We start from the raw sequence: 26,332 nt of genomic DNA, 5'->3' as shown, positions 1-26,332 counted from the left end.
TGCACCTGTGCAGCCTATTTCTAGGTATTGCTAGACATCACTACTGCGTAGCACTCAGGTGTTTCACATACCAAGGCATTGCCTTTCCAATGCCATCGTAGATACGGAATTGCGGCTCATAACCGAGCAGGTTTTGTGCCTTGCTGATGTCGGCCTGGGAGTGGCGAACGTCACCGGCGCGGAAGTCCCGGTAGGTCGGCGACGCATCGTAGGTGACGTTGCTGTCTTTCAGGGCGGTTTTCAGGGCATCGAACAGGATGTTGAGGGTCGTTCTGTCGCCCAGTGCCACGTTGTACACCTGGTTTTTGGCGTCGGCTTCTGCGGTCGCGGCCAGGATGTTGATCTGCACGACGTTTTCGATGAAGCAGAAGTCCCGGCTGGTTTCGCCGTCGCCGTTAATGAAGACGTCATCCCCTTTGATCATGGCGGCGGTCCATTTGGGGATCACGGCAGCATAGGCGCCATTGGGGTCCTGGCGTTTGCCGAATACATTGAAGTAGCGCAGGCCGATGGTGTTGAAGTCGTAGGTGCGGGCGAACACGTCGGCGTAGAGTTCGTTGACGTATTTGGTCACGGCGTAGGGTGACAGGGGCTTGCCGATGCGGTCTTCGATTTTGGGCAGGCCCGGGTGGTCGCCGTAGGTAGAGCTGGAGGCGGCGTAGGTGAAGCTTTCCACGCCTTCGTCTTTGGCTGCCACCAGCATATTCAGGAAGCCGTCGATGTTGGCCTGGTTGGTGGTGATGGGATCGTTGATGGAACGGGGGACGGAGCCCAAGGCGGCCTGGTGGAGGACGTAGTCGGCACCGGTGACGGCTTTTTTGCAGTCTTCCAGGTTGCGGATGTCGCCTTCGATAAAGGTGAATTTTTCCCATTGGGCGGAGGAGACGGTTTGCTGGACTTCGTCTAGGTTGTGTTGGTGGCCGGTGGCGAAGTTGTCCAGGCCGATGACGGTTTGGTCCAGCTGCAGGAGGGTTTCCAACAGGTTGGAGCCGATGAAGCCTGCTACGCCGGTGATTAGCCAGGTTTTGGGGTTGGCTTTTAGGGTTTCTTTAACTTGTTCATAGCGGGTTGTCATGGTGGTTCCGTTTGTTCGTTTGTTCGTTTGGTGGAACAGTTGCAAGTTACAAGTTTCAAGTTGCAAGGGAAGTCAAAAGCCGGGCTACCGCCCTGGGCTTCGCCCTGTTTTTCCTGGCCCTTCGGGCCCCGCCTGCGGCGGTTCGCACCTCAAGTGGTGCTCCTACATTCCCTTCCGGGATCGCCATGTGAACATGGCGCCTGCATATTTATGTGCCCTTTGGGTCTCTGCCTTTGGTTCGCTCAACGAGTTGAGCTCCTACAGGGGCTGTGCTGCTTGCCTTTTGTAGGAGCGGTGGTTCCACCGCGATGTGTTGCGGTAGCAGCCCTTTCGCGGTCGAACGACCGCTCCTACGGTGAAGCTTCGCCTGCAGGCAGGCTCCTACGGTGGTTGATCGCGCCGCGAGCGACGCTCCTACAGTTATAGCCGCAGGTCTACTTCCTCCTTCGGGAGGGTGTATTTCAGGTCGTAGAGGATGTGTTCGGGTTTGCCGTAACCTCGGATGTCCTGGGCGCCCATGGCTTTGAACTGGTTGTGACCGACGGCCAGGAGGATAGCGTCGTAGGCACCCTGCTCTGGTTGTGCCACCGGGGTGATGCCGTATTCGTGTTCGGATTCTGCCGGGTTGATCCAGGGGTCGTGTACGTCTACCTGGATGTTGTAGTCCTGCAGTTCTTTCACCACATCCACCACCCGGGTGTTGCGCAGGTCCGGGCAGTTTTCCTTGAAGGTGAGGCCCATGACCAGTACCCGGGCGCCATTCACCTGGATGCTGCGGGTCAGCATGGCCTTGACCAGTTCGCTGGCCACATGGCGGCCCATACCATCGTTGATGCGGCGGCCGGAGAGGATGATTTCCGGGTGGTAGCCGATGGCCTGAGCCTTGTGAGTGAGGTAGTACGGGTCGACCCCGATACAGTGCCCACCTACCAGGCCGGGACGGAACGGCAGGAAGTTCCATTTGGTGCCGGCGGCTTGCAGCACTTCTTCGGTGTCGATGCCCATGCGGCTGAAGATCATGGACAGTTCGTTGATCAGGGCGATGTTGAGATCGCGCTGGGTGTTTTCGATTACCTTGGCGGCTTCCGCTACGCGGATGCTGGAAGCCTTGTGGGTGCCGGCGGTGATGATGGAACCGTACAGCTGGTCAACCAGCTCGGCAATTTCCGGCGTGGAACCGGAGGTCACCTTGGTAATGGTGGTGACGCGGTGTTCCTTGTCGCCCGGGTTGATCCGCTCCGGGCTGTAGCCGGCGAAGAAGTCTTTATTGAAGGTAAGGCCTGAGACCTGCTCCAACACCGGAACGCAGTCTTCCTCGGTGGCACCGGGGTAGACGGTGGATTCGTAGATAACGATGTCGCCCTGCTTCAGGGTCTTGCCGATGGTTTCGGAAGCCTTGATCAATGGCGTCAGGTCCGGGCGCTTGTGCTCATCGATGGGGGTGGGCACGGTGACGATATAGACATTGCAGTCGTTCAGGGCGGCGGGATCGGCACTGAAAGACAGCTGGGTGGCGCTGGCCAGCTCGGCGTCGTCCACTTCCAGGGTGGCATCGTGGCCGTTGTTGAGGGCATCGATACGCGGCTGGTTGATGTCGAAGCCTACCACCGGGCGGTGTTTGCCGAATTCGACGGCCAGCGGGAGGCCGACGTAGCCCAGGCCAATGACGGCCAGTTTGATTTGTTCCAGTTCCATTTGGTCTCTCTTTTCCGAATCTCTTAACCGGGTTTGGGTGCCGGTTTATGTAGGAGCGGTGGTTCCACCGCGATTTCCCTTTGGCTTTCTGTCATTTCGCGGTCGAACGACCGCTCCTACATTACATTCTTCGCTTGCAAGCAAGCTCCCACGAAGACGCTATGGGGGAGGTTTTCCCTTAGGCGATCCGTCTGCGGGACGAGCCCGGCGTGGGATCGCCTGCAGGCAGGCTCCTACCGCGGTTGATCGCGCCGCGAGCGACGCTCCTACGGTAAATCTTCGCTTGCAAGCAAGCTCCCACAGGGTGGGATTAATTCTTTAGGACCAGGTCCATATTTTACTGCTTTACCCATTTGGGTACGTCCCCCATTTGGGGTATCCATTAGCCTGTGCAACTGCTTCCTTGTCTCTTTTTGTAGGTGTTCCGTTTAAGGGACGAAGGGAGCCTAGTTGCAAGCTACAAGCTGCAAGGGAAGTCAAAGGCGGGCTCCCGCCCTGGGCTTCGCCCTCTTTGTCCTGGCCCCCTCGGGCCCCGCCTTCGGCGGTTCGCGTCTCAAGCGACGCTCCTACAACAATATCTTCGCTGCGCTCTAGTCCTACATTTTCTGTGGGAGCGGTGGTTCCACCGCGATTATCGCGGCTGTTGCCCTTTTCGCGGTCGGACGACCGCTCCCACGGTAGAGACTGCACTCCGTCCAGGGTTTTGCCTTTCCTTGTAGCTTGTAGCTTGTAGCTTGCACCTTGCAGCTCACTGCTCGTAGCTACCCTCCCCTTAATCGTTGCTTTTGCCGTATTCGTAGGCGTAGTAGCCATATTCGTTTGAGGCGCGGCGTTCCATGCAGTTGAGGATGGCGCCTTTGATTTCTACCTTGTTCTGCGCGAAGCGGGTAAGTGCTGCATCCACTTCTTTTACCGAGTTGACCCCGAAGCGGGTGACCAGCAGGCTGCTGCCTGCTACCTGACCAACGATGGCGGCATCGGTGACCGCCAGGATCGGCGGGGTGTCCACCAGGATCAGGTCGTATTCCTCACCCAGCGAGTCCATGAGCATTTTAAAGCGCTCGTGCATCAGCAGTTCCGATGGATTCGGCGGTGCCTTGCCGCGGGCAATAAAATCCAGATTATCAATACTGGATGACTGAATGATGTCTTCCTTCGCACTATGACCAGACAGATAGCCTGAGAGACCTATCTTGTTTTCAGACTGAAAGTAGCGGTGCAGGCGCCCCTTGCGCATGTCCGCATCGATCACCAGCACTTTCTGGCCGGTTTGTGCGAGTACCGCGCCCAAGTTGGCAGACACAAAAGATTTACCAACACCGGGGCTGGGGCCTGTAATCATCAGGATCTTGTTGTCCGCATCCATCATGGCGAAATGCAGGCTGGTACGCAGGCTACGCAGGGCTTCGATGGCCAGATCAGTAGGATCATCCTGGGCTAACAACGGAATTGGAGAGGCTGATTCCTTGAGCCTGCGGCTGCGGCGTTGTTTGTGCTCTGTTGTCCGGTTTGCCTTAACCTGCTTTTCAGACAGGGGGATAGAGGCATAGACAGCGACTCCCTGCTCTTCAAGCGCCTCCGGTGACTCCACCCCTTTCTTGAGTAATGCACTTACCACTACCCACAGCGTTGCGCCCAGCCCCCCAACAAAGCCAGCAACCAGCATCAGCAATGTTTTTTTCGGCTTTATAGGCCCTGGATAGACGATGGCCTTATCGATAATTCGTACGCTGCCGACGGTACCCGCTTTGAGAATGCGAAGCTCCTGAACTTTATTGAGAAGGCCGACATAAATTTGTTGAGTGACTTCCACATCCCGCATTAAGCGCAAAATTGCCTGCTGGGTTTCCGGCAATTCTTTAATCTGCTCGTTCAGCTCATTTTTTTCTCTGGAAAGAGATGCCCGCTGCTGCATCAGATTTTTATAAACTGGGTGCTCCTTGGTATAGCGCGTGGCGACGTCAATCTCTTGTACTTTTAATTCATTCAGCTTGTTTTCAATTTCAATGACCTTTTGGAGAACGGTCTGCGTCTCCATGTTCATGTCGATGGTTTCAGTTTCCAGACGATAGTTGTTTAACGCATCCTCTGCCTCGGTCAGCTTCTCTTTCACTTTAGGCAATTGCTGATCGAGGAATGCCAGGCTGTTTTCTGCCTGAGCGGAGCGGCGTTGAATGTTTTGCAATAGGTAGGTATCCCCAAGCACATCCAGAGTTTCCTTGATGCGCTGTTTATCTGGACCTACCACCCGCAGTCTCAGCATGCTGGCTCTTTTCATGTCCTGCACTTTCAGGCTAGCACGCAGCTGATTGACAACTGAGAGTTCGCTTCGCTTAACGATATAAATGGGCTCATTGCCGTAATTCCACTGGCTGAGCACCAGGCGGATTCCATCATCTTCGCTGACCAGAGGTGCATTGGCTGAGCCACTGGCGATGCGTTGCTGGCCAAGATACAGGGCGGGTAGGCCCTGCTCTTGCTTGAGGGTGAACCGGACCCCTCTCAGCGAGTCAGGCACTACGAATTCGTTAACCGCTATAAAGGTTTCACTGTCACGGAAAGCGGCAAATGGCGGAGCGGGCAAGGCCGTAGGCTCTGGGGCGGTAAAGCGGCTGAGCAGACTATCTCGGTCAGGAAATACCGCAATGTCCATTTTGAGTTGCTGTGCCACTTCGCCCAGCACCATTCTGGAGCGCAGTATTTCAATTTCAGCAGCGGCAGAGGCTTCATCACTGTACATGCTGTTCAATTCAGACAGCCCGGGGACGCCTCCGCTCTTCTTTTCCAATTGAAGCAGTACATCCCCTTGATAGATTGGGGTTGCCCATTTCCCATAGCCCCACCCCAGCATAAGGGCCACAAAAGCAGTGATGATTATCAGCCATTTGTTGTCCAGCAGGATGCCGAACAGGTAGCCGAAATCGATGCCGTTGTCACCGGTGCCGGCTTGCTGCCGTTGTGTCATGGTGCTGTTGTCTGCCATTCAATCGATATCCGTTTTTGAGCTGCAAGCTACAAGTTTCAAGCTGCAAGGGAAGTCAAAGGCGGGCCTACCGTCCTGGGCTTCGCTCTGTTTGTCCTGGCCCTTTGGGCCCCGCCTTCGGCGGTTCGCGCCTCAAGTGGCGCTCCTACATTAAAATCTTCGCTTGCAGGCAAGCTCCTACGGTTCTTTCTTTTCCTTGTAACTTGTAACTTGCAACTTGTTCATCGCAGCTCACAGCTGCGTTACAGTTTTTCCGCCCAGGCCCTGGTGGCGGCTTCCATCATTGGGTAGATCCGTTCGAAGGCGTCTCTGCCGCGCTTGTAGGGATCGGGGATGTCGTGCTTGCCGTTCCAGTTGGTGAGCAGGAATGTCTTGCCGCTGGCTTCCGGGAAAGTCTTGCTGAGCCGGTCTTTCTGACGGCTTTCCATCACCAGAATCAGGTCGCTGTCCCTGCACATTTCGCTGGTGAGCTTACGTGCAATATGGGGGCCACATTCCAGGCCGTGCCGCTGCGCCACGTCCCTTGCGGTGGGCTCCATGTCCTGCCCTTCCAAGCCGATCAGTCCTGCGGATGCAATGGACAGGCCCGGCTTTAGCTCGCTCAGCATGGCCGCCACGGTAGGGCTGCGGCAGATATTGCCGTCGCAAATCACCAATATCCGCTCAAACATGGCCATTACTCGCTCAGAATTTCTTCGGTTCTGACGCCGAGCAACAACGTGGTCATGGAAGGCACCAGCAGGCGCAAGACTCTGTTCCATTTCACCAGCGGTGCCGCGGTCACGTAGACGATATCTCTCTCGCGCAAATGAAAGCTGTCTGCCAGTACCAAGGCTGCTGCATCCTTGGCGTTAAGCTGGTAAATATCGATGCCGTGATCCGCTTCTTCCGGCGCCTTACGGAACACAAACACCCCCGATGCATCCGATTCCTGCTGATTGAATCCGCCATTTTGTGCCAATGCCTCGGCAAGGGTGAGGCCGTTGCGCGTCATATCCAGGCTTGCGGCGCTCCCCACCTCGCCGAGGACAAAGACTTTGGAATCTGTGACCGGGTTGATATTCAGTACATCATCCGCCCGAAGCAGGATATTCTGCTCCTTGCTGCCATTCTGGTAAATCTCGCGGAGCGAAAGGCGATAGTCCTTGCCTTCCCGGGTGAGAACGACGTTGGTCCAGTCTGCACTGGTGGATATGCCCCCGGCCTCTGCAATGGCATCAATCAGTCGAGTGGGCACATTGGTAATGGGATAAAGTCCGGGGGATTCCACTTCCCCTGTAATATAGACCTTCTTGTTTCTGAAAGCGGCGACGGACACATCGACTTGTGGATTCTCAATGTATTTTGAGAGCCGCTGGGTCACCAAATCCCGAATTTCTGTGACCCTCATCCCTTCCACATTTACGGTCCCAACGTAGGGGTAAAAGATGGTGCCATCACTGTGGATCCAGTTACCGGATTCTGCCGAACTGCGTAGCGAACCCGCCGGAATGGTCAATTCTGGGTGCCCCCAAACCGTGATCTGAAGTACATCCCCTGGGCCCACAAGATACTCATAAACATCCGGTTCTATTTTCAACTCTTCTGGTACGGGCGTACTCAAGGCCTCTCTTCGGCTCTGATTCAGAATGGCCGTGCCAATGGCGTGCACTTCCACCACATCAGGCAGCGGTTCGCCTTCGGATATTTCGTCCTCGTCGAGGAACCAGCCGGGTGTCGGCGAATGGTAGGAACCGGGCACCACAGTACACCCCGCCATGAGGGCAATCCCCACTGCCACAAAACATTTAACCAATGCGTTCATTGAAGCCTTCATTGTGTTCATCTATTACCAGGCGAAATCCCGGGTCCATTCAGCCCCTGCCGTCCAACGCTCACGTTCTTCAAAGGGCGTGACGATGGGCTCGTCGCTGGCAGACACCAACCAGTGGAAGGTACCGCCCAGCAGGGGGTGGCCAATACGGAATTCTGCCATTGTCACATCCTGCTCTTCGATGGATTGCAGGATTTGATTGCCGTCCTCTGGCACCTCGGCACGCGTCACGCCGTCCTGGTTGAGCGTGGCCTGGGTCAGATGCAGGGCGACTGTAACATTGCTACGAAAATATTGTTGTATGCCAAAAGTAACCGCACGGGCATCCCCTTCCCAGGTACTGGCGATGTTTCGGCCATGGTGACGGAAGCCACTTTTGTAAGTGCCGTGCTCGTACATGGTGTTATAGCGGCGCTCACTGATCCAGCTGCCGGCCACGGTTTCAGTCGCCTCCACGAACCAGCGCTGGGAGCCATTGCCCAGGGTAGAGACAAGATCAAAGCCTGCCAGTGAGGACAGTTTGGAGGGTAATCCCCCTGCCTCATCTTCCCCCATGAATTGCCCATACACGCCCAGTGGCACATCCCAGGGGGTGAGTGAAACCCGGAAGTCTACCCCCGCAATCTGGTTACTGGGGTCGTCATCGTCGTCAAAACCGCTACTTTCCCCATTATCCTTACCGATAAACGCATCCCAGAAGGCCTCCAGATCCTGGGGGCGGCCTTCCCCGCCCCATTGGGCCAGCCGTGACAGACCGATCTGCAGGAAATCCAGGGGCTGGAACACAAATCGCGCCCCCAGTACCTTGGCATCGGGGATGGTTCGGTCATGCTCCAGTTGCCCGGCGATGAGCTGCATGTCCCAGGGGCCGATCCAGCGCAACCAGGGGCTTTCCGGGGCGGTAAGCATGTGCCGGGACAGCCACAGGCCCGGCACCGGACGGGCATTGTTGGACAGCGCCAGGGAGCTTTGCCAGCCCGGCCCCCACCAACGGTCAATGGCGCCAACGCCCAGCTGCCAGTTCCCCATGATACCGGCGATGTAGGAATCATCGAAGCGCAGGTGCTGGTCGTCCCGGTCGCCGTCGGCGTAGCTCACGGCCAGCCGGCCGGACCAGTGCTGGCCAGTGGTATAGAGCGCAACCTGCCCGGTGAAGGTGTCTTCAGGCTGGGTATCAAAGGCGGTGTACAACGGCTCCTGATTGGCGCCGCCCAGGGTAACGGTGGCGCCACGGGTGTTGTTGCGGGCCAGACGTTCTGCGGTTTGCAGGTACTGGTAATGATCGCTGGTCTGGCAGGCCCGGGCCTGGGCATCCGGTAGCTGTTGCTGGCTCAGGCGCAGGGCGCGGTCAACGGCGGCCCAGCTAATTGGCCAGCTCACTGTCAGGCCTTTCAGACAGCCTTGCGTCTGCAACACTTCAATGTGGTGGCGTGCGGTCAGGTCGCCAGTGGGTACCCAGGGGGTGGCGCCATGGGCGTTGGACAGGCCAAGCACTAACAGGCTGGCAATCCAGTAACTTGCACGGCGAGACACTCTCACAAAGGACATCCTATCCTGACGGTTGCGACTTAAGGGGCGCATTATGAAGGTTCGATCTTGTCATCTATATGACAAGAAGCCGCATTTTACAGTTTGTTTACGGGAATGCGAACGGTTTACGACGCCAATTAACAGGAATTCAGTTGGACGACTTAGCCGAACCCGTGAATAGTAGCGTAGGGGGCTTTCGGGGGTAAGTGTCTTGTCTGACAAAGCGGGGGGGAGGAGTGCTTACGGCTGGGGCTTGCCTGGGACTTTTGGAGTCCAAGCATCAGTTATTCGCTGCACTCACCCTTACTGGCGTTACTCCGCTGTGCTCCGTTCCCACATAGGGCACCTTGTTGGCCGCTGCCTGGCCTGGCAGGTGCTGGATTGCCGATGAGACTCTGCCAGTGTCTTCGCGATGCAAGCATCGCTTCCCACAAGAGCATCGCTGCGGACTTCGACCGTCAATCCAGACAATAACCAATATGGCGCCTTTTGTGGGAAAGGAGCGTAGCGGAGTAACGCCCGCAGGGCGGCCCGAAGGGTGAGTGCAGCGAATAACCGATGCTTGGGAGGTTTAAAGCTTGCTTAGGGCTTCCCGGATTGGGGTTGGGCCGGCGATGACGTCGAACTCCCGGTTTTCCAGCTCGGATCGAGCAGTTTCAGAAAGCACGTTCGCCACATCTTCGCGAGATATATCACCAAAGTCTTTCAATTTCTCTGCAATCTCCACTTTTTCCAGGGGCGGCTCCTCGGTGAGCCGGCCGGGGCGTACGATGGTGTAGTTGAGCCCGCTGGCGCGCAGGTGGTCGTCGGCCTTGCCCTTGGCGGAGAAGTAATGACGCATTCTTTCCGGGCCGGACTCCGGGTCGTCGGCGCGCATGGAGCTGACCATGATAAAGCGCCCTACTCCTTGCGCTTTGGCCTGGTTGATCAGCCTGATGGCACCGTTCTGATCCACGTCGATGGTTTTCTCGGGGCCGGTGTGGGGGCCGGAGCCGGCGGTGAAGATGACTACATCCTGGCCTTCCAGGGCCTGGCGGCAATCCCCTTCCAGATCCGCTTCTACCACTTCATGGGCGCCCAGTATCTCCAGATCGGCTTTCTGGCGCAGATCGCGGACCATGGCGCGCACCTGAATGTTATCCGCCACCAGATGAGGGATCAGGCGACGACCGATTTTGCCGTTGGCGCCGGCGATCAGGACTTTCATGGGGGCTCCTTGCTTGTCATGGCTGGTAGTTCAGTGATGGAGGGTTGGCGGTGGATTTCAAGGGGGTGGGGATAACGGAGCCGTTGGAACAACCGGATCCCAGCAACGCATGAAAAGCAGCCCGAAGGGCAAGCGGTGCGCTCCGTTGCCCGCCAATTCGCTTTGCGAGCAAAGCTCCAACGAGTGAGGGGCTTCAGGACTGGCGTTGGAGCCTTGCTCGCAAGGCGAAGGGGGCAAATCACCTCGGCCGGCTATTCATCCCACTGCTGGGGCACCTCCTGCAGCTCATCCAGGTTGTAACCCCGGTTGCGAGCAATGTTCTTGAGTTTGCTGTAGGTGGCGTCGCTGATATGTGGCTGGCGGGCCATGATCCAGAGGTAATCGCGTTTTTCACGGCCGATGATGGTGGTCTGGTAATCCTCGTCCACATACAGCACCCGAAAATCCGCCTTGAAGGGCCAGATAAAACGCATGCCCCAGATGGCCGGGTCCACGTCGCTGACGAAACCGGTGGGGGTCATCCGCTTGAACTCCCCATCGAAACCGCCTTTGCGGAAGGTGAAAGTGGTGGCGATCTTGTTGGGCCCGATGCGTTTGTAGTTCTCCATGGCATTGTAGGCGCCCTTTTCCGGCAAGGTGGGGATGTTGGCGATCACATACCAGTCGCCCATGAAACGATCCAGGTTCAGATTGTCTGCGATCTGGATGGGGTCTTGCGGGTGGGTTTGGCAGGCTTGCAGCATGATCAGACTCACAATGATAAGGATGCGGCGCATTGGGATTCTCCTTTAAGCGTAGATTGCCGCAAGGTGGGACAAGGCGAGGTGAATGTTGGAAGACAGGTTTCGAAGGGAAAATGCAAAGAGTTGTGGGAACGGAGCGTTGCGGAGTAACGCCCGCAGGGCGGCCCGAAGGGTGAGCGAAGCGAATAACCGATGCTTGCATCGCGAAGGGGTGCCGGGACGGCTGTGCCAACGTCTTCGCGATGCAAGCATCGGTTCCCACAAAAGGCGCTGTGTTTCTGGTTACTGCCTGCTTTGACTGGTGCTGTGGGACTCTCAAAGCCAGGCGGCATTCCAGAATGGGTAGTCTCTCACTGACGCCACTAGCCCTGCCCTGACCGGGTTGGCAATGATGTAGCGGGCTGTCGACTTGAGGGCCTGCTCACTTCTCAAGGCATGATCATGGAAGCCCGGTTGCCAGATGGTCTGATCCTGATGCCGGGAAACCCTTGCCTTTACCATTCTGATTATTTGAGACAGGTCGTGCTTATCCGTGGTGGCCAGCAGCCAGTGAATATGATCCGGCATGACCACATAGCACCAGGTCTTGCTGGCACCCTGGGTATCAGAGCGGGTGATGGCTCTGCAGGCCTGGCAGGCCGTGGGAAAATGGGAAAACCATGGGTGCCTGCCTGCTGTGGTGAATGTGACCAGATAGGGTCTGCCTACCTCTGAGAACCGCCCTTTTCTCAGGGAGTGGCTGTGGTATCGGTGAGTCATGAATGGAGAGGCTATCGGGTAGAGCCTGAGCTGGCTGTCAGTGATTGGAGTTGATGGGTGTCATCCAGGTGGGGCAGTTGGCTGAGTTTGGGGGAGTTTTTCGTGGGGCTGGAGTGGTGCAAATTGTAGAGGTGCTTGGATAGGTGGGTGCCACTTTCTTCGTTATGCAAGCATAAGTTATTCGCTGTGCTCACCCTTCGGGCCGCCATCCTGGCGTTACTTCGCTGCGCTCCGTTCCCACAAAAACCATCCCAGGCGGCAACGGAGTTTGTGGGAAGCGATGCTTGCATCGCGAAGAAGTTGGCACGGCGCTATTACAGAACTACCCCGCCTTCTTCTGGCTCTTGGCGGCGGTGGCGGGTTCCACTTTTACCGGGATGCCGTTGAGCTGGGCCATGGCGGTGACGGCTTCGACGCGGTTGCTGCCGATGATGTCGTTGACGCTCTGCCCTGCCACCCGGCGGGCGACGCCCAGTTGTACGCCTTCCCGATCGTGGCCCCAACCATGGGGCACGCTGATCACGCCGGGCATGATGTCATCGCAGAGCCAGGCCGGCAGGGTGATGGTGCCAGCCGGGGTGCTGACCATCACGTCGTCACCGTCGGCCACGGCCAGCCGTTTGCCATCGTCCGGGTGGATCATGGCGTTGCAGCGGCCCTTCCCTTTTACCAGCCGCTGGCTGTTATGCATCCAGGAGTTGTTGCTGCGAATATGCCGGCGGCCAATCATCAGCATCTGCTCAGGCGCCACCGGTTTGGGCGCCGGCAACCCTTGCAGGGCACGGAAATAAAGGGCCGGCACCAAGTTGATGCGCTGATCCCGGGTAAACAGGCGCTCAGGAAGCATGGGCTCCAGTGGCCCAAGGTCCATGCCATGGGGTTCCGCCAGCAGCTTTTTCAGGGTCAGCCCCTTACGTTCACCTCTGAGCACCTTCCAGGCCACTTTGGGTAGCGAGTGCAATCCATCGCGGCGCAGGTCATCCAGCACCTTGCCGCCAGTGCCGTAGGGCCCCAGGCGCAGGCCCAGATCCACCAGCCCGCGATCACCCAGCTTGCGAACGAAACGGTCAGTGGCGGCAATTTGCAGGCGGGTTTTGCGGTCCCGGGCGCGCAGGCGATTCAGCCTGGTGGTGAGGCCGTTGAGGATTTCCCAGTCGTGCAGGGTACCTTCAGGCTTGGGCACCAACGGCGGGGTGAATTTGACCACGTTGCGCACCGCCACCGCCTGGAAGATGGGATCGAACTGGGCGTGTTCCAGCTGCCCGGTGGGTGGCAGGATGATGTCCGCGTGGCGAGTGGTTTCGTTGATGTAGAAGTCGATGCTGACCATGAAATCCAGGTTGCTCAGGGCCTGATCCAGCTTCTGGCCATCGGGACAGGACAGCACCGGGTTGCCGGCGTGGGAAACGAAGGCTTTCACCTGCCCCTTGCCCGGGGTGAGCATTTCGTCGGCCAGGGTGGTCACCGGGAATTCGCCACCGAATTCCGGGTAGCCGTGCACCCGGCTGCGGTAGCGGTCGAAGCTGCCGGTGTCGCCACTGAGGGCGCCGAGGGCGACAATGTCGAAGGCGGGTTTGGTGAACATGACACCGCCTTCCCGGTCCAGGTTGCCGGTGAGGATATTGATCACATAGACCAGCCAGGCGCTGAGGGTGCTGTGGGCACTGGTGGTGACGCCCACGCGGGAGTAGATGGCAGCACGGGGAGCGGCGGCGATGTCGCGGGCCAGTTTGCGGATGGCATCGGCGGGCAGGCCCACGGTGTCTGCCACTTTTTCCGGTGTCCAGTTCACCACCAGGCGGGCCAAGTCCTTTTTGCCATCGAGTATGGGGTCCAGCTTGCCGGGCGCCACCAGCAGCTCCTCGAACAACACCTGGGCAATGGCCAGCAGCAGGTAGACGTCGGTACCCGGACGCACGAAGTGGTGTTCGTCAGCCACCTTGGCGGTTTCGGTGCGACGCGGGTCGATGACCACCACCTTGCCGCCCCGTTTCTGCAGGGCCTTTAGACGCCCTTTCACGTCCGGCACGGTCATGATGGAACCATTGGAGGCCAACGGGTTACCGCCGATAATCAGGAAGTAATCGGTGCGGTCCACATCCGGGATGGGAAACAGGGCCTGGTGGCCGAATAGCTGCCAGGTGGCCAGTTGGTGAGGTAGCTGGTCAGCGGACGTGGCGCTGTAGCGCTGGCGGCTGCGCAGGGCCTTGACGAAGGGCAACAGGGTAAAGAGCGCGCCATGGTTATGGGCGGTGGGGTTGCCGAAGTACAGCGCCACCGAATCCTTGCCATGCACTTCCTGGATGTTGTGCAGGCGCCGGGCTGTCTCGTCCAGGGCTTCATCCCAGCTGATCGGCACCCAGCCGTCGGCGGTGCGTTTCACCGGATGGCGCAGGCGGTCCGGATCGTGGTGCAGGTCCTGCAGGGCCACGGCCTTGGGGCAGATATGGCCCCTGCTGAACGGGTCGTCCTTGTCTCCCCGGATGGCCAGAATCTCATCGCCGCGATGCTCGATCTCGATGCCACACATGGCTTCGCAGAGATTGCAGGTGTGGTAATGCGTCTGTTTCATCCGTGACCTCGTCCTGGCGCGTTGGCTTGGAAGGTTCTTGATAACAGACGTGCAAAGAGGATGCCATGACTTAATCGGAAACGGCGGGCAGACTTCCCCACCCAACCCCGTTGGAGCCTTGCTCGCAAGGCGAAGGGGCCGCTACTGGTCACCGGCCGGGGATTCGCTTTGCGAGCAAAGCTCCAACGGGGCAGGGTCTGGTGGCCGGCGGTCTATAGCCAGGCCGCGTCCCAATAGGAGTATTCTCCGATCCTCTCGACCAGGCCCGCCCTGAGCGGATTGGCGATGACATAGCGTGCCATGGGCAGTAGATCCTCATCTGAACGCAAGGCGCGGTCGTGAAACCCTTTTTGCCAGAGATTGACACCCACCTGGCGCGAACATTTTCCCTTGAACATCCGCACCGTCTGCTCAAGGGAGTATTTTTCACGCAGAGAGAACAGCCAGTGGCAGTGGTCCGGCATGACCATGTAACACCAGGTATGGCAGGCGCCCAGGTGGTCAAGGCTGCGGATGGTACGGCAAACCTCACGGGCTGAGCGATGATCGATAAAGTGGGGATACCGCTGACAGGTGGTACATGTCACCAGGTAGACCTGACCAGCGAGGGATACCCGCCCTTTTCGCAACCGTTGTGTTTGATATTCATATGTCATACCGAAATCATCGCTTTCGATAAAAGCGTTAACGACAGTCAATGAAACCAAACTCTGTCAGCCGGTTGAGGAAATCGATGTAATCCGGGGGATAGGGGCCATGCTGAACTTTCGCTCCGCAAGCATAGCTCGTACAAACAGCAGGCTGGGGCATAAAAAAAGCCGCCCATTTGCGTGGGCGGCAATGCTTCAAGATTGAGGGGGAGAAGTTACTTCGCGTACGGCAGGGATGAGTGATGCAGGTTGATCAGCAGCTCATCATCCACATGCGTATAACCGAAGCTGTATTCTACTTTGACTTCTTCACCCTCGACGGTGGTGAAGAAGTAATTTCCCATGGCAATGGCCTGATTGCCGTTAATGATCACTTCTTCATTTTCAAAGCGGACATTGGTCCAGGGCTTGATGGCGAAGCCCTTGTCTTCTTCGATCATGCCACCGACGAAGTAGCTCAGTGCTTCATCAACGTCACCACGGAACTGGTCGTCGGCTGCCAAGGTAGGCTTGAAGGCTACCGAGCCATGGTCATACGCGTACAGGTCATCAATCAGTTCTTTTGCCGCTTCGGTGTAATCACCACCATCAGTTTTGACTTTACCGATTTCAACAATGCCTTCGCCCCATTTTTTCTGGGCCTCGATGATGTCTGCCTCCGAAATGCCGGAAGCGTAGACAGAAGCGGAAAAAAGAGACAAAGCCGAGAAAGTGAATAGAGACTGAATTTTCATGAATTGACTCCTGTTAAGTTTCAGGAGTTACTCTATCGACACAGCCATGAACAGGTACTTTAGGCAACATTAACAGAAGATTAACGTTGATCAGAATTCGAGACTCGGTACCCAACGCCACGGACGGTTTCGATAAAAGAGCCATCGTCATTCAATTTGACGCGTATTCGGCGAATATACACATCGACAATATTTGTCATGGGGTCTTCGCTGTTTGACCAAACTCGCGACAATATCTTCTCTCTCGAAAGAACCTTGCCCTGGTTAGTCAAAAAGTATCTTAGAAGATCAAACTCCATTTGTGTCATCTTGACCACAATGTTGTTTTTCCACACCAGACGCTGGTCGACATCCATGACAACATCACCCGACTTCAGCAAGTCTTCAGCATGCTGGGAAAACCGTCGGGAGAGCGCCTCTATCCGCGCAAGAAGCTCCTCAAAATCAAAGGGTTTGCCCAGGTAATCATCCGCTCCGGACCTTAACCCCAGAATTCTGTCTTCAGTATCATCCAGGGCTGTGAGCATCAAGACTTTGGTTTCCGGCTTTTTTTCCTTGATTTTAGTCAGAACATACATGCCATCTTTTTTGGGTAGCATACGGTCCAGGATAACCAACTCATAATCGCCAGAAAGGCAAGCCTGCAGGGCTTTCTCTCCATCCGAAGCCACATCGCAAAAATACCCCTCAGCCTTGAGCCCCCGGAATAAAAAAGAAGCAAGCCTTTCTTCATCTTCTACGATAAGAATCTTCATACACTCTCTTCACAAGGCAGCTCAATCTCAATGGAGGTCCCTTTGCCCAAATCGCTCTCAAGATTAATTTTCCCTTCATGGGCATCAATGATCGATTTGGCAACAGCCAGGCCCAGCCCAACCCCCTTACTTCGGGATGAGGATCTTCCTCCTCGGTAGAAACGCTCAAAGACAAAAGGAATGTCCCGGGGATCGATACCAACGCCATCATCAGTAACACGAACAACCGCCTTGTCCTGTTGCTTCATAACAGAAACCTTCACTGATGACCCTTCACCAGCGTAAGAAAGGGCATTCTCTACCAGTATGATAAAAAGCTGCTTTATCCTGTCTGGGTCAATGACCGCGAAAACCGGCACCGGATAACTTGCCTCAAGAGAGACATCATTCTTGTCTGCCAGGGATCGCATATCACGGATAACTTCATCTGCCAAAGCCGTGATTTCAACATTACGCTTGTCAATACGCATGGTGCCAGAGTCTGTGCGCGCCACAAACAATAGATCATCAACCAGGTGCGACAATGATATTGCCTGTTCATGGATACAGGTAAGTGCATCCTGATAATCCCTCACATCCCTGTCTGAATGACGTAATGCCACCTGCGCTTCACCCCGGATAATAGTGAGCGGTGTCCTGAGCTCATGACTGATGTCCGCAAGAAAGCTCCGTCTGACTGAGTCACTCTTGGCCAGCTCTGCATTCACCGCCATCAATTCTGTTGTTCTTTGTGAAACTTTATACTCCAGTTCCAGACGCGCCTGATCTTCAGACAAGTGCTGGATCTGTAATTTCTCGGTCATGACGTTAAATAGAACCGCTATCTGGTCAAATTCTCTGTCGAAGCCGCGAGGAACCCTGTATGAAAAGTCCCCTTTACCAATTGCATCTGCCGCATCACTGATTGCTGAAAGCGGCCGGGTTACGGAATTGACCAGAACCCATACTCCCACTCCCATCAAAACAACCGCGAGAAAACCCAGCCCAATCGAAACCCAGAATATGGTTACATTCATGGCATCAATGCGCGCATTGAATGCTTTGACTACATTAGTTTGTCGAACAACCGCGGAATTAATGGAGTCTCTGAATTCAACATCGATCTTTTCTTCGAGAATAAACTTCATCTCATTTTCAATTTTACTCAGTGGTAGCTTGGAGATACCTTCAAGTGAATAGATAATTGAATCGATGATTTTCTCAAGGTCATCTGTATCCTCTATAGTGCCCTGAGTATATTCCTCTCCTGCTGTTTCTCTTTGCTGGCGCTCCAGAACCTTGATTTTCCCCAGGGATTCAGAAACCAGCGCCCTTTTGTTTCTCACTTTTGCCTGATTTGCCTGGTCCCCGAAGAGAATCTCGTCGGTAAGCTGTTTGAAAAGACGATAAGAGGTACTGGATAGCTTGAGGTGTTCAGAAAGCAGAGAGTTTGCCATATTGATCTGCTGGATCTGCTTCGCGGTCACAAAGGATGACCAAACGATAGTAATCACCGCCAGCACAACGAGAACAATACTCAGGAAGGAAAAGGCAACAATTTTTCTTTTGTACACATTTGTTCCCCAATATCACTCTCACGACCCCAGTTTGGGCTCAGGGTGGAGGCCAGTAAACCCGCAGGCACGACTCTCAGGCATCAAGGAGAGACGCCTTCTGACAGAAACCAATAATCCTTACCGGCAGGCAAGAATAATCCGAACAGCTGCCTGTACAGGGAACCCATACGCTTCCAAACAAAAAAATCGAGCCCCAAAGGAGGCTCGATTCTAGAAAATACCCTGAATCAGGGCAAGACTGCGTCAATAGACTTGTTAAGACATGCTTTAGAATGCCATCTGGGCACGCAGGGCCACCTGATTGGACTCATCACCAGTGAGGGTATTCTCACCCATCACGTAGTTAAGCATGAAGCGCATGGCAGGGTTGAGGTAGTAATTCACGCCAACACTGGTCGTTTCTGCTTCCAGGTCTGTTACATCCTTGTTTTCAATGTAGTCATAACGTGCGGTCAGCTGGACAATGTTGTTGCCTTTAGCAGTGGTGAAGACACCTTTGCTGGACTTGTACGGCTTCATTTGACCAGTCAGCGTATACGCACCCTGGATGTAGTAGGTTTGAACCTCTTCATCATCACCGGTGGCATTGCCAAAATCTGCAATGGCATATTCAGCCTGCGCAAACACAGGGCCCGCTGAAATGGCGGCTTCAAGACCAACAGTGTTGACACTTTCGCCTTCTGTGGTCAGAGCGATCGTCTCGCTGGGACCACGGCGGCCCACATAGTCAGCCTCGGCTTCGAAAGCGGTGGTCATGCTGTTGGCATTTTCCACAGAGTAGGAAGCACCCATGTGCACTACCATGTTGTCTTGCATGATCGGTGCAAATGTCGCCCGGGCAGAACCGCCCAGACCCTCATTACGCTTATCACCCGCTGACTTGGTATTGAAACCTGCCACACCAAAGGTGTACTGGTCGTCAGAAATCAAGTAGCCAACACCTTGCTGGAACTGACGGCCATTGTAGATACCGGTCGCAGACGCGTAGGGGCGCTCCATCATCAGGATATCGTTGGAGCTGGTAATTTCTTCCATGCTTCGGTAAGGCTTGAACTGACCAATGGTCAGTTTACCGGGACCCACTTTGGTGTAGATGTTCATGTCACGGAAACCGGTACCCGTGGTGCCACTTTGACCGGCAAAGTCGTTTTCAAAGACATAGCCCCAGTTATACAGCTTGCCCTTCAGGGTGATACGGGCACGACGAAACTCAGAAGTACTTGTTGAATCAGTCAGGTCGTTATCAAAAGCATAAGCATCGAAATGAATACGACCACCAACAGAACCCTCGAAGGAGCCGTCAGAGGATACAATTTTCAGATTGCCGCGCGTAGACGCTTCGTCTGCAATAACCATTGCCGGGCTGGCAACAGCCGCCCCGACCAAAACTGCTAACATTTGCTTCTTCATTTGGTTCTCCCTCAATCAGGCAATTCAGACGTTTTAAACAGTACTGCTTATCCCTGCGCAAACAGGCTTTGTTACTGCTTGGTGGCGCAGTATGGGGAGTTAGCGTGACGGAAAAGTTGCTCTAATGTGAAGTTTTTATTTCAGCGGGAACTTTTGGGCAGTGAACAGTTAATAGTGAATAGTTAACAGTTAACAGCCGCGCGGCCCTGCGCTGTTGGGCTTTACGAAGCCGAGGCCGCGCTCAACCTCTTGACGCGGCCTCGGCCATTCAGAACAGATAAACCCCGCCCGCGTAACTGTTCACTGTTCACTGTTCACTGATTTCGCCTGCTGCCAGGCAGCTTCCAGGACGTCGTCGTCGAGGGTGTCGAGCGGTTCTGGCTGGTCCTGCTCCATTTGCCGGAAGCGGCGTTCGAATTTGGCGGTGGCCTTGCGCAGGGCCTGTTCCGGATCCAGCTTCAGGTGGCGGGACAGGTTGACGAGGGTGAACAGCACATCGCCGAATTCATCCTCGATGGCGGCCCGCTCGCCACTGGCCATGGCCTCATCCAGTTCCGCCAGTTCATGGTCCACCTGGCGGCGTACCGGGGGTGTCTCCGGCCAGTCGAAGCCCACCTTGGCAGCTTTCTTCTGGACTTTGGCTGCCCGCTGCAGGGCCGGCAGGCCGGCGGGGACGCCATCCAGGGCGCTGTCATGGGCGCGCCCCTTGGCCGCCCTCTCCTGTTGCTTGATGGCCTCCCAGTTGACCTTCACGGCGGCTTCGTCGGCGGCGTCCGACTCGCCGAACACATGGGGGTGACGGCGCACCATCTTGTCGCACAGCACCTGAACCACCTGATTGAAATCGAACAGGCCCTTTTCCCGAGCTATCTGGGAATGAAACACCACCTGCAACAACAAATCCCCCAGCTCTTCCTTCAACTCCGGGTAATCCCGCTGGGCAATGGCCTCCGCCACCTCGAAGGCTTCCTCGATGGTATAGGGGGCAATGGAGTCGAAATCCTGCTTCACATCCCAGGGGCAGCCGGACTCCGGGTCGCGGAGTTGGGCCATGATGGAGAGCAGGGTGTCGATGTTAGGCATGCTTTCCTCTGTTGGTAGCGGCCGTGCTTGTGAAATTGCAGCGTAGAGTAGTTAACAGTGAATAGTGAACAGTTAACAGCGCGCGGGTTCTCGCTATTGTGTTTTCAAGCGATGAGGCCGCGCTCAAATACTGGGCGCGGCCTCGGTATGGCAAAACAGGAAACCCTGTCCCGCGAACTATTAACTATTCACTGTTAACTATTCACTATTTTTTATAGCGCCGCACCTCAAGCACACCCTTGAGCTGGTCCATCTTGGCCAGCACCTTGCCCAGGTTGCCGAGGGTGGCGATTTCCAGGGTGAGGAGCATGGTGGCGGTGTTGTCGTCCTGGTGGGACTGGGTGTGAACGGCGGTGACGTTGACCTTCTCGTTGGCCAGTACCGCGATCACGTCCTTGAGCAATCCCTGACGGTCCCAGGCGCGCAGGAAGATATCCACCGGGTAGGTGATGCGGTCGGCTTCCCCCCAGGTAACTTCGATGACCCGGTTGGGGTCATCGCCCTGCATGGCCAGCAGTTTTTCACAGTCGGCCCGGTGCACCGTGACACCGCGGCCGTGGGTAATGAACCCCATCACCGGGTCGCCGGGAACCGGCTGGCAGCAACCGGCCATGTGGGTCAGCAGGTTGCCCACGCCCTGAATGGTCACATCGCCGGATTTCGAGGCCTTGGGCTTGGAGAGCACCAGGTCCAGCTCCCGCTGGCTGTCGTCCGGCTGCAGGGACTGGACCTGGTTGACCACATGCCCCGGGCGCAGGTCACCGGCCCCCAGGGCCGCCAGCACATCGTCGCCGGTCTTCAGATTCAGGTGCGGCGCCAGGGTATCCAGATCCACCTTTTCCAGGGCCAGGCGGGACATCTCCTTTTCGAGCATGGCCTTGCCCTGGGTGATGTGCACATCGCGATCCTGGCGTTTGAACCACTGGTGAATGCGCGCCCGCGCCGAGGAAGTGGCCACATAGCCCAGTGACGGCGTCAACCAGTCGCGGCTGGGGCCGCCCTCCTTGGCAGTGAGGATGGTGACCTGCTCGCCGGTGTTGAGGGTGTAGTTCAGCGGCACGATGTGACCGTTGATCTTGGCCCCCCGGCAGCGGTGTCCCACTTCGGTATGGATATGGTAGGCAAAGTCCACCGGGGTGGCGCCGGCCTCCAGGTCCACCACGTGGCCATCCGGGGTGAACACATAGACCCGGTCGCTGACCAGGCCATGGCGCAGCTCGTCCACCATGGTGTCCGGGCTGTCCTCGCCCAGCTCCTCATGCCATTCGAGTACCTGGCGTAGCCAGGCAATCCGCTGTTCGTAGTCGCTGACACCGCTCTTGCCCTTCTTGGCGCCTTCCTTGTAACGCCAGTGGGCACAGACGCCCAACTCCGCCTCTTCGTGCATGGTGAAGGTACGGATCTGAACTTCCAGCATCTTGCGTTCCGGGCCCACCACCGCCGTGTGCAGGCTCTGGTAGCCGTTGGCCTTGGGGCTGGCGATATAGTCGTCGAATTCCTTGGGCACGTGTTGCCACAGGGAATGGACGATGCCCAGGGTGGCGTAGCAGTCGCGCAGCTCCGGCACCAGTACCCGCACGGCGCGCACGTCATAGACTTCGCCGAATTCCAGATGCTTTTTCTGCATCTTCCGCCAGATGCTGTAGATATGCTTGGCCCGGCCGTGGACTTCGGCGCCGTGGATGCCGTTTTTCTCCAGGTAGCCACGCAGTTGCTCCAGCACATTGTCGATGTACTGTTCCCGGTCCAGGCGTTTTTCATCCAGCAGCTTGGCGATCTTCTTGTAGGCGCCGGGCTGCAGATAGCGGAAGGACAGGTCCTCCAGCTCCCACTTGAGCTGCCCTACCCCCAGCCGGTGGGCCAGGGGCGCGTAGATGTCGAAGATTTCCTGGGCCACCTTGCGCTGGCGCTCGGGCTCGGATTCCTTCACGGCCCGGATGATCACGGTCCGCTCGGCCAGCTTCACCAGGGCCACGCGCACGTCGTCAACCATGGCCACCAGCATCTTGCGCATGTTATCGAGCTGGCCATCCTGTTGGCCAAGCACGGCCTTGCGGGTGGGGTTCAGGTTGGTGCTGATGGCCGCCATGCGCAGCACGCCTTCGATCAGGCGGGCCACGTCCGGGCCGAATTCCTTTTCCACTTCCGGCAGGGACATCTGCCCTTCGCGCACGGAGCGGTAAAGAATGGCTGCGGGCAACACATCGGTATCGGCGCCCAGGTCCACCAACACCTCGGCCATTTCCAGGCCGATATCCAGGCAGCCCTTGCCATAGGGCCAGTGGCGACCGGCGGCTTCCCCGGCCATCTGGCACTGTTCCGCCCGCTCACAGGCCTGCTCCAGTGCCTCGCCGTTGCGTACCGGGGCCCGGGTGTCCAGGTTCCCCAGCCAGTCACGCCAGTGACCGGTGCTGCCTTCTGTGGGACGGCGTACCGTTACCATGTGCTTTCCTTCTGGTTTAGGTGGCGAGCCAAGGCTGAAGCCACCCTCGTTGGCGCCTGAAGAGTCTGGCGCCAACGGCTCACATCATTTCTTTTCGAACACCGCGATGGATTCCACGTGGGTGGTGTGGGGGAACATGTCCATCACGCCCGCCGCTTTAAGACGGTATCCCAGGGCGGTGAGTTCCCCGGCATCGCGGGCCAGGGTGGCCGGGTTGCAGGACACATAGACGATCCGCTTTGCACCAAACCGGGGCATCAATTTCACCATCTCCAGCGCGCCGGTGCGCGGTGGGTCAATCAGGATACGATCATATTTGCGATTGGCCCAGCTCTGCCCGGCCACATCCTGACTCAGATCCCAGGCGTGGAATTCCAGGTTTTCCAGGCCATTGCGGCGGGCATTCTCGTAGCCGCGCTCCACCATGGCCTTGCTGACTTCCACCCCCACCACCTTGCCGGCCCGCTTTGCGGCCGGAATGGTGAAATTGCCCAGACCACAAAACAGGTCGAGCACGGTGTCATCGGGGGAGATGTCCAGCAAATCCAGTGCCAAGGGCACCATCTTGCGGTTGATCTCCGCATTCACCTGGGTGAAATCCGTGGGGTGAAAGGCCAGCTCCACATCGGCGGAGGGGTGGCGGTAGTACAGGCGCTCCTCGTTCTCCGCCCCGGTGAGGGCCGGCCAGATGCGATGCACGGTGCTTTCGTTGCCCGGTTGCAGGTACAGGTGCCAGCCCAGCGGCTGACAGAAATCCAGGAAGGCCTGCTGGTCTTCATCGGGCAGCGGGTCCAGATGACGGATAATCAGCGCCACATCCTCATCGCCGGCGGCCAGTTCGATCTGCGGGATGCGGCTGCGGCTCTTGAGGCCGTGCATCAGGGTACGCAGATCGGAGAGGCGATGGCCCACGGACGGAATCAGCACTTCGCACTGCTGCAGCTGGGCGATGAAGCTGTTGCGCTTTTCCCGGAAGCCCACCAGGGTTTCGTCCTTGGCTTCCACATATTTCACGCCCATGCGGGCCTTGCTGCGATAGCCGGTGACCGGGCCGCTGAGTGGCGGCAGCCATTCCTTCGGCGCCAGACCCCCAAAGTGCTGGAGCTGCTCACGCAGTACCGCTTCCTTGCGGGCGATCTGCACGTCCGGGTTCATGTGTTGCAGGCTGCAGCCGCCGCACAGGGTGCTGTGCTGGCAAGGGGGCTCCACCCGATCCGGGGAGGCACGCACGATCTCCACCGCCTTGCCCTCGTCGAACTTGCGGCGCATGTAGGTGAACTTGAACATCACCTCTTCGCCGGGCAGGGCGTTGTCGATAAAGGTGGTCTTGCCATCACGACGGGCAATGCCGCGGCCGTCGTGGCTGAGCGATTCAATGCTGGCGGGCTCCGGGGTTTCCGGTAACTGCTTGCGTTTTCGGGCCATGAGATCTCTTGTCATCGATTATGTTGTTGGAGCCTTGCTTGCAAGGCGAAGGGGTAAACTGGGACCTTCGCCTTGCAAGCAAGGCTCCAACGAATTTGTGGGAGGGCTTGTTAACCCTGCCAGGCTTCCAGGAAGCTCAGGAAGTGCGGATGGCCTTCGGCTTTCAGGTAGTCCTGCAACAGGGTCAATTCCTGTTCGTAGCCGGTGGGGTCCAGCTCGCCGCGCATCAGCTGGAAGCGCAGGTAGACCAGCCAGGTGTTGAGCACATCGGTCTCGCAGTAATCACGAATACCCTTGAGGTTGCCTTCCTGGAAGGCGTCGAACACCTTGCCACCGCTCATGCCCATCTTGCCGGGGAAGCCCAGCAAGGTGGCGATCTGGTCCAGCGGGGCATTGGCCCGGGCGTTGAACAGGGCCAGCTGGTCCATCAGGTCCAGATGGCGCTGGTGGTAACGGCTCAGGTAATTGTTCCATTTGAAGCTGGAGTCTTCGTTACCGGTTTCCCAGTAACGGCGGGCCTGCACACCATGCTTGAGGGCCCGATAATGCAACACCGGCAAATCAAAGCCCCCGCCGTTCCAGCTCACCAGATTGGGGGTGAAGCGGTCGATGCCATCGTAGAACCGTTCAATCAGCTCTTTTTCACTGCTGTCCTCGTCCCCCAGGGACCAGACCTTGATGCCCTGGGTTGAGCGCAGCACCACAGAGATGGCAACGATACGATGCAGATGCAGGCGCAGGAATTCGGTGCCGTTTTCCTGACGGCGCAGATTCAACAGGGCACTGGCGGTGTCCTTGTCACTGAGGCCATCCAGATCGTAAATGCGGCGTCCGCCGTCCAGATCGGGGATGGTTTCGATGTCGAATACCAGTACGTTCATTCAGCTCTCCAAAATGGCAAGGGCCCGCTTCAGGTGGCGGGCATCCAGCGTCAGGCTTGTTGCTGGAACACCCCGGTGGACAGGTAACGGTCGCCACGGTCGCAGATGATGGCCACGATGACGGCGTTCTCCAGTTCTTCGCTCAGGCGCAAGGCCCCGGCCACGGCACCGCCGGAGGAGACACCACAGCTGATACCCTCTTCCCGGGCCAGCCGGCGCATGGTGTGCTCGGCCAGGGCCTGATCCATGTCGATGACCCGGTCCACCCGGGAATCATCGTAGATGGACGGCAAGTACTCCTTCGGCCAGCGACGGATGCCGGGAATGGAAGAGCCTTCGGTGGGTTGCAGACCGATGATCTGGATATCCGGGTTCTTTTCCTTCAGGAACATGCTGCAGCCCATGATGGTGCCGGTGGTGCCCATGGAACTGACAAAATGGGTAACGCCACCCTGGGTATCGCCCCAGATTTCCGGGCCGGTGCTTTCGTAATGGGCCATGGGATTGTCCGGGTTGGCGAACTGGTCCAGCACCCTGCCCTCACCCCGGGCCTGCATGGCCTGGGCCAGATCTCGGGCGCCTTCCATGCCTTCTTCCTTGCTCACGGAAATCAGCTCGGCGCCGTAGGCAGCCATGGCGTCGCGGCGTTCCTGGCTCTGGTTGGCGGGCATGATCAGTTTCATGCGGTAGCCGCGCATGGCAGCGGCCATGGCCAGGGCAATGCCGGTGTTACCACTGGTGGCTTCGATCAGGGTATCGCCGGGCTTGATCTCGCCGCGAGCCTCGGCCTTCATGATCATATTCAGGGCCGGGCGATCTTTCACCGAGCCTGCCGGATTGTTGCCTTCCAGCTTCACCAGAATGGTATTGGTGGTGTCGCCCGGCATCCGCTGCAGGCGAACCAGGGGCGTATTGCCCACGGTCTGTTCGATGGTTTTATGGTTCATGGCGCGCATTGTACCTAAAAGCTGGCACGGGGGAGACTCCCCAAAGTTGATCACTACTGGAGCTAGGTACG

Annotated in this window: 20 protein-coding genes; all 20 read right to left on the bottom strand. The window is 57.2% G+C overall.

What is annotated here, in order from left to right:
* Nucleotides 1-40 precede the first annotated feature (40 nt).
* The 20 genes from A0251_RS08460 to cysM all read right to left on the bottom strand — a co-directional run bounded on the left by A0251_RS08460 (nt 41) and on the right by cysM (nt 26,261).
* Nucleotides 41-1,075, bottom strand: coding sequence for an NAD-dependent epimerase/dehydratase family protein (locus A0251_RS08460; protein ID WP_062816424.1), 1,035 nt, complete (start codon nt 1,073-1,075; stop codon nt 41-43).
* Nucleotides 1,076-1,495: 420 nt separating this feature from the next.
* Entirely contained in the window at nt 1,496-2,770 is a 1,275-nt protein-coding gene (tviB, locus tag A0251_RS08455; protein WP_062816423.1) for a Vi polysaccharide biosynthesis UDP-N-acetylglucosamine C-6 dehydrogenase TviB, read from the bottom strand.
* A 772-nt stretch (nt 2,771-3,542) separates the two neighbouring features.
* On the bottom strand, nt 3,543-5,753 hold the full coding sequence (locus A0251_RS08450; RefSeq protein WP_062816422.1) for a polysaccharide biosynthesis tyrosine autokinase: 2,211 nt from the start codon (nt 5,751-5,753) through the stop codon (nt 3,543-3,545).
* A gap of 242 nt (nt 5,754-5,995) precedes the next feature.
* Nucleotides 5,996-6,430, bottom strand: coding sequence for a low molecular weight protein-tyrosine-phosphatase (locus tag A0251_RS08445; protein ID WP_231874199.1), 435 nt, complete (start codon nt 6,428-6,430; stop codon nt 5,996-5,998).
* On the bottom strand, nt 6,430-7,557 hold the full coding sequence (locus A0251_RS08440; protein ID WP_062816421.1) for a polysaccharide export protein: 1,128 nt from the start codon (nt 7,555-7,557) through the stop codon (nt 6,430-6,432). The genes A0251_RS08445 and A0251_RS08440 overlap by 1 nt, the downstream gene beginning before the upstream one ends.
* Before the next feature lie 24 nt (nt 7,558-7,581).
* A complete protein-coding gene (locus tag A0251_RS08435) occupies nt 7,582-9,099 on the bottom strand; it encodes a capsule assembly Wzi family protein (protein ID WP_231874198.1) in 1,518 nt (505 codons plus the stop codon).
* Between the two features lie 568 nt (nt 9,100-9,667).
* Nucleotides 9,668-10,303 (bottom strand): SDR family oxidoreductase, encoded by a 636-nt coding sequence (locus A0251_RS08430; protein WP_062816420.1) that lies wholly within the window; start codon nt 10,301-10,303, stop codon nt 9,668-9,670.
* Nucleotides 10,304-10,554: 251 nt separating this feature from the next.
* Nucleotides 10,555-11,079, bottom strand: coding sequence for a lipocalin family protein (locus tag A0251_RS08425; RefSeq protein WP_062816419.1), 525 nt, complete (start codon nt 11,077-11,079; stop codon nt 10,555-10,557).
* A gap of 282 nt (nt 11,080-11,361) precedes the next feature.
* A complete protein-coding gene (locus A0251_RS08420; protein ID WP_062816418.1) occupies nt 11,362-11,805 on the bottom strand; it encodes an REP-associated tyrosine transposase in 444 nt (147 codons plus the stop codon).
* A 322-nt stretch (nt 11,806-12,127) separates the two neighbouring features.
* Nucleotides 12,128-14,377: a molybdopterin-dependent oxidoreductase gene (locus A0251_RS08415; protein ID WP_062816417.1), complete on the bottom strand. Its 2,250-nt coding sequence runs from the start codon at nt 14,375-14,377 to the stop codon at nt 12,128-12,130.
* A 212-nt stretch (nt 14,378-14,589) separates the two neighbouring features.
* Nucleotides 14,590-15,033: an REP-associated tyrosine transposase gene (locus A0251_RS08410; RefSeq protein ID WP_062816416.1), complete on the bottom strand. Its 444-nt coding sequence runs from the start codon at nt 15,031-15,033 to the stop codon at nt 14,590-14,592.
* Between the two features lie 209 nt (nt 15,034-15,242).
* On the bottom strand, nt 15,243-15,761 hold the full coding sequence (locus A0251_RS08405) for a hypothetical protein (RefSeq protein ID WP_062816415.1): 519 nt from the start codon (nt 15,759-15,761) through the stop codon (nt 15,243-15,245).
* An 80-nt stretch (nt 15,762-15,841) separates the two neighbouring features.
* Nucleotides 15,842-16,516, bottom strand: coding sequence for a response regulator transcription factor (locus tag A0251_RS08400; RefSeq protein WP_062816414.1), 675 nt, complete (start codon nt 16,514-16,516; stop codon nt 15,842-15,844).
* Complete coding sequence (locus tag A0251_RS08395; RefSeq protein ID WP_062816413.1) at nt 16,513-18,069, bottom strand: cell wall metabolism sensor histidine kinase WalK; 1,557 nt, start codon at nt 18,067-18,069, stop codon at nt 16,513-16,515. Before A0251_RS08395 ends, A0251_RS08400 begins: the two co-directional genes overlap by 4 nt.
* Nucleotides 18,070-18,339: 270 nt before the next feature.
* The gene (locus A0251_RS08390) at nt 18,340-19,482 is read right to left on the bottom strand and encodes an OprO/OprP family phosphate-selective porin (RefSeq protein WP_062816412.1); all 1,143 of its coding nucleotides are present in this window, start codon (nt 19,480-19,482) and stop codon (nt 18,340-18,342) included.
* A 300-nt stretch (nt 19,483-19,782) separates the two neighbouring features.
* Entirely contained in the window at nt 19,783-20,565 is a 783-nt protein-coding gene (gene mazG, locus A0251_RS08385; RefSeq protein ID WP_062816411.1) for a nucleoside triphosphate pyrophosphohydrolase, read from the bottom strand.
* A gap of 205 nt (nt 20,566-20,770) precedes the next feature.
* Nucleotides 20,771-23,008 (bottom strand): GTP diphosphokinase, encoded by a 2,238-nt coding sequence (gene relA, locus A0251_RS08380; protein ID WP_062816410.1) that lies wholly within the window; start codon nt 23,006-23,008, stop codon nt 20,771-20,773.
* Nucleotides 23,009-23,092: 84 nt separating this feature from the next.
* Complete coding sequence (rlmD, locus tag A0251_RS08375) at nt 23,093-24,433, bottom strand: 23S rRNA (uracil(1939)-C(5))-methyltransferase RlmD (protein ID WP_062816409.1); 1,341 nt, start codon at nt 24,431-24,433, stop codon at nt 23,093-23,095.
* A 110-nt stretch (nt 24,434-24,543) separates the two neighbouring features.
* A complete protein-coding gene (locus tag A0251_RS08370) occupies nt 24,544-25,314 on the bottom strand; it encodes a 3'-5' exonuclease (RefSeq protein WP_062816408.1) in 771 nt (256 codons plus the stop codon).
* A 50-nt stretch (nt 25,315-25,364) separates the two neighbouring features.
* A complete protein-coding gene (gene cysM, locus A0251_RS08365; RefSeq protein WP_062816598.1) occupies nt 25,365-26,261 on the bottom strand; it encodes a cysteine synthase CysM in 897 nt (298 codons plus the stop codon).
* Nucleotides 26,262-26,332 lie beyond the last annotated feature (71 nt).

This window comes from Alcanivorax sp. NBRC 102024, from assembly GCF_001602235.1.
Classification (GTDB): Bacteria; Pseudomonadota; Gammaproteobacteria; order Pseudomonadales; family Alcanivoracaceae; genus Alcanivorax.
This window is presented reverse-complemented; position numbering and strand designations above follow the sequence as displayed.